Origin of the sequence: Streptomyces boncukensis (assembly GCF_011045075.1) — a bacterium.
Lineage (GTDB): Bacteria > Actinomycetota > Actinomycetes > Streptomycetales > Streptomycetaceae > Streptomyces > Streptomyces boncukensis.
Window position 1 is genome coordinate 1 of record NZ_JAAKZZ010000553.1, and the last position, 4490, is coordinate 4490.

The 4490-nt window shown below is 76.4% G+C and carries 4 protein-coding genes and 1 pseudogene; all 5 read left to right on the forward strand.

Going from position 1 to position 4490, the window contains the following annotated elements:
• Positions 1-104 precede the first annotated feature (104 nt).
• The 5 genes and pseudogenes from G5C65_RS31810 (at position 105) to amiA (ending at position 4416) form a co-directional block, all read left to right on the forward strand.
• Positions 105-1076, forward strand: coding sequence for an ABC transporter substrate-binding protein (locus G5C65_RS31810; RefSeq protein WP_165302513.1), 972 nt, complete (start codon positions 105-107; stop codon positions 1074-1076).
• 47 nt (positions 1077-1123) lie between these two features.
• Positions 1124-2251, forward strand: a complete 1128-nt coding sequence (locus G5C65_RS31815) for a FecCD family ABC transporter permease (protein WP_338146760.1) — start codon at positions 1124-1126, stop codon at positions 2249-2251.
• Positions 2248-3300: a FecCD family ABC transporter permease gene (locus G5C65_RS31820; RefSeq protein WP_165302510.1), complete on the forward strand. Its 1053-nt coding sequence runs from the start codon at positions 2248-2250 to the stop codon at positions 3298-3300. The genes G5C65_RS31815 and G5C65_RS31820 overlap by 4 nt, the downstream gene beginning before the upstream one ends.
• Before the next feature lie 71 nt (positions 3301-3371).
• Positions 3372-4218 (forward strand): annotated as a pseudogene (locus tag G5C65_RS31825) (ABC transporter ATP-binding protein).
• 60 nt (positions 4219-4278) lie between these two features.
• Positions 4279-4416: a streptamidine family RiPP gene (gene amiA / locus G5C65_RS31830; protein WP_165302512.1), complete on the forward strand. Its 138-nt coding sequence runs from the start codon at positions 4279-4281 to the stop codon at positions 4414-4416.
• Positions 4417-4490 lie beyond the last annotated feature (74 nt).

A 4490-nucleotide genomic window follows, 5' to 3' on the forward strand; every position in this document is an offset into this window, starting at 1 on the left:
GTATTCTGGAGGCGGGCCCGCCCGGGGCGCCCGCCCGCAACCGCCTGCCGCCGCCCCGGACCGAGATGAGCTGAAGGACGTTGAGGGACAACTCGCGCAGAAAGCTGCCGGCCGCCCGCCGCTGGGCGGTGGCCGCGGCCGTGGGGACGCTGCTGGCCGGGTGCGGATCGGACGGGTCGGACGGGTCGGACGGCGGGGGAGCCGCCGGGGACTCCGAGACCACCGAGGTCAAGGCCGCGCCCATCGAGCCGGCCCGGAAGATCACCGATGTCAAGGGGGAGACCGTCGCCACCAAGGCCCCGCCCCGGCGGGTGGTCTGCCTGGTCGCGCTCTGCGACGACATGCTGGCCGAGCTCGGCATGACGCCCACCGCCACCAACTCCGAACTGCTGGCCCACCCCGAATTCCTCGGCAAGCAGAAGGCCGGGGAGATACCCGTCGTGCCCGGCGGCTTCGTCAGCCCGGAGGCCGAGGCGATCCTCTCCCACAAGCCGGACCTGGTGATCGGGCTGAAGGACACCCACGGCAAGCTCGCGCCCGCGCTGCGGGGGCGCACGGTCTTCTGGCCGGTGGAGCCCCGGAGCTGGCAGGACAGCGTGCGCTATCTGCGGGACCTGGCCGCGCTCACCGGACGCACCGAGCAGGGCCGGAAGGCCGAGAAGGCGTTCCGGACCAAGCTGGCGCGGGCCGAGAAGACGAAGAGCGGCAAGACCTCGCTGATCATCTTCGGCAGCGACGAGAACTTCGGCGTCGCGACGCCCGGCACCGACGTGGCCGCCGGACTCTTCCCGAAGCTCTCCCGCTACCCGTGGAAGAGCCGCGGTGTCGAGGGCAGTTACAGCCTGGAGGAGATCCTCGCGCGCGACGTCGACGTGCTGTTCGTGGAGACGCTCTCGTTCGGCGGCCCGGCGAAGGAGAAGCTGTCCCGGAAGCTCGCGGGCAACCCGCTCTGGTCGAAGATCCCGGCCGTGCGGAACGGCGAGGTGCACGAGGTCAACTCCGAGGTGTGGGCGAAGGGCCGGGGCACCCGGTCGCTGTCCCTGGTCCTCGACGAGGCGACGGCCGCGCTGAAGTGAGCCGCCCGCGCTGGTCGCCCCGCCCGGCATCCGCGGTGCCGCCTGCCGTGCGCCGCCCGCTGGCCGCCGCCGGGCTGCTGCTGGCCGTGGCGCTGTGCGCACTCTGCCTCGGCACGCCGTCCCTGTCCCCGGCCGAACTGCCCGGAGCGCTCGGCGGCTCCGGGCTCACCTCGACGGTCGTCACCGAGCTGCGGCTGCCCCGGCTGGTCCTCGCGCTGGTGGCCGGGGCCTGCCTGGGTGCGGCCGGGCTCGTCCTCCAGGAGGCGCTGCGCAACCCCCTGGCCGTGCCCGAGATGCTCGGCGTGTCCAGCGGGGCCGCGCTCGGCGTCGCCGCGCCGCTGGTCCTCGCGCTGTCCCTGCCGGCCGCCGTGGAGCCGCTGCTGGCCCTGGGCGGCGCGGCCTTCGGCGGCGTCCTCACCCTGCTCGCCGCCGGTTTCGGGCGCAGCCCCTCCGCCGTGCTGCTCACCGGCGCCGCCGTGGCGGCGGCGCTCCAGGCCGCGCTGCTGGTGCTGATGGTGCTGGCCGACCAGCTCGACCTGCAGCTCATCTACCGCTATCTGCTGGGCAGCCTGTCCGCGCGCACCTGGGACGACGTCACCGGGCTGGGGCCGTGGCTGGCCGTGTCCGTACCCGCGCTCGTGCTGTGCGCGCCCGTGCTGTCGGTGCTGCGGCTCGGCGACGACGACGCGCGCGCGGTCGGCGTACGGGTGCGGCGCGCCCGGCTCGCCGCGCTCGGGCTGGCCGTCCTGCTGATCGCGCCGGTGGTCGCGGTGTGCGGCCCGGTCGCCTGGGTCGGCTTCCTCGCCCCGCACCTGGCGCGCCGGCTGCGCCCCGGCAGCGGCGCCGCCGGCTGGCTGCCCTGGTCGGCGGTGTGCGGGGCGCTGGTCGTGGCCGGGGCCGACCTGCCCGCGCGGCTCGCCCTCGCGCCCGTCGAGACCCCGGTCGGGGCGTGGACGGCGCTGCTGGGGGTGCCGGCGGGCGTCGTCCTGCTGCGCCGCGGCGACCGCGGCCCGGCGCGTCCCGGCAGGGGCGTGGGGAACCGCGTGCACAGCGCGACCGGGCCCGCGGTCCGCGACGGTGAGTCAGGGGCGGTCCCTGCGCGGAACCGGGAGGCCGCGTACCGGGCGCCGGCCGCGCCCCGCGCCGGGGTCCCGGGAGAGGCGGTGCGGGAGTGACCGGCGCAACACAGGCCGCCGCAGCGCGCCGTGCCCCGCGCCGGACCGCGCGCCTGTTCGTGCTGCTGGCGCTGCTGGCGCTCGCGGCCGGGTGCGCGGCCCTCGTCGCGGGGCGCGCGCTGCCGGCGAGCGGGGTGTGGGAGGTGCTGCGGGGCGGAGGGGACCCCACGTCCCGGCACATCGTCCTCAACCTGCGGCTGCCCAGGGCGCTGGTCGCGCTGGTCGCGGGCGCCTCGCTCGGGCTCGCGGGCACCGTGCTCCAGTCCGCGCTGCGCAACCCCCTCGCGGGCCCCGAGGTCACCGGCGTCACGCCCGGCGCCGTGCTCGGCGCCGTCGCCGCGACCGGACTCGGGTTCGCGGGCTGGCACTCGCCGGCGGCCGTGGTGGTCGCCGCGGGGCTCGGCGGGTTCGCGGGCGCCGGGCTGCTGTGGCTGCTCGCGGGGCGCGAGCGCGGCGACCCGGCGCAGACCGCGGTGTACGGGGTGCTGGTCTCGGCGGTGCTGTCCGGCCTGACGGCGGTGGTGCTGCTGGTCGCTCCGGGCGAACTGGGCAGCGTGGTCCAGTGGCTGGTCGGGTCCACCGAGGGGCGGGTGTGGCCGCACTGGCGGCTGCTGTGGCCCTGGGCCGCCGTCTGGGCCGCCGCGACATACGCCCTGGCCGCGCCGCTCACCCTGCTGCGCTGCGGCGACGAACAGGCCGCTGCCGCCGGGGTGCACACCGGCCGGGCCCGGATCGCCGCGCTGGTCTGCGCGGTGGCCCTGACGGCGGGCGCCGTCTCGGTGGTGGGCGCGCTCGGCTTCGTGGGGCTGCTGGTGCCGCATCTGGCGTTCGCGCTCCTCGGTGCGGACCTGCGCACCGTGCTGCCCGGGGCCGCGCTGCTCGGCGCGGTGGTGGTGTGCGGGGCCGACGCGGGCGCGCAGGGCCTCTCCCAGGGGCTCGCGCACGCCCTGGACTCGGACCGGCTGAGCGTGCCGGTGGGCGCGGTCACCACGTGTGCGGGTGCCGTGCTGCTGCTGATCGTGGCCCGCCGCCGGGTCGACGACCGGTGAGCGGGGAACTGTGCGCGCAACCACGACCACAGCCGCGCTCCGCCGGGCACGCACGAGAGAGGGAGGACAGGATGACCCCCACAGCGCCCCGCGCGCAGGGAACCGTACAGATACGCGGGCTCCGCTTCGGCTATCCGGGCCGCGAGGTGCTGTCCGGCGTCGACATGGACGTGGAGCCCGGGGAGCTCGTCGCGCTCGTCGGGCTGAACGGCTGCGGCAAGAGCACCCTGCTGCGCCTGTCCGCCGGACTGCTGCGCCCAGCCGCCGGCCGGGTCCTGCTGGACGGCGACGACATGGCCGGGCTCTCCCGCCGCGCGGCGGCGCGCCGCGTGGCACTGCTGCACCAGTCCGCGCCGCCGGTCCCGGGTATGACGGTGCGCCAGCTCGTACGCCAGGGCCGGTACGCGGCGCGCGGCCCGCTCGGCATGCTGCGGGACGGCGACGACGCCGTCTGCGCGCGGGCCATGGCGGACGTGGACGTGACGGCGTGGGCCGACCGTCCGGTGGACTCCCTCTCGGGCGGCGAGCGGCAGCGCGTACGGCTGGCGATGGCGCTCGCCCAGGACACCCGCGTCCTGCTGCTGGACGAGCCGACCACGTATCTGGACCTGCGGCACCAGCTGGAGGTGCTGCAGACGGTGGCGCGGCTGCGCGCGGAGCGGGGTCTGACGGTGCTGATGGTGCTGCACGACCTGGGGCACGCCGCCCGCTTCGCGGACCGGATCCTCGCGCTGCGGGACGGCCGGGTGGCCGCCGACGGGCCGCCGGACGAGGTGGTGACCCCCGGGCTGCTGGCCGAAGTGCTCGGCGTGGCGGGGCGGGTGGGGCGCGATCCGGTGGGCGGCTGGCCGGTCTGTTACCCGGATCACCCGCTTCCGGCGCCCCAAGACCTTGTCAAATGAAAATCATATTCATTAGTGTGTGCGAGGCGTCGCCGCCCGGCGACGTGGCCACCCAGCGCACCTGGAGGTTCAACACATGGAGCAGCAGAAGGTGTTCACGCCGATCCACGAGCAGGGCCAGCTCGCCCACCTCTCGGCCTCGCACTCCAACGCCCTCGTCGAGAACCCCTTCGACGACGTGGTGGAGGCCGACGACAGCGCCGACGCCCAGTAGCACCGGCGTAGTCGCTGTCGCAGCCGCGGGCCCGTCCGGACGCCTTCCCGGGCGGGCCCGCCCCGCCCCACCGC

What these genes read in the sequence shown, in the direction of transcription:
- amiA (WP_165302512.1), top strand. Translation starts at nt 4,279, where the DNA reads ATGGAGCAGCAGAAGGTGTTCACGCCGATCCACGAGCAGGGCCAGCTC.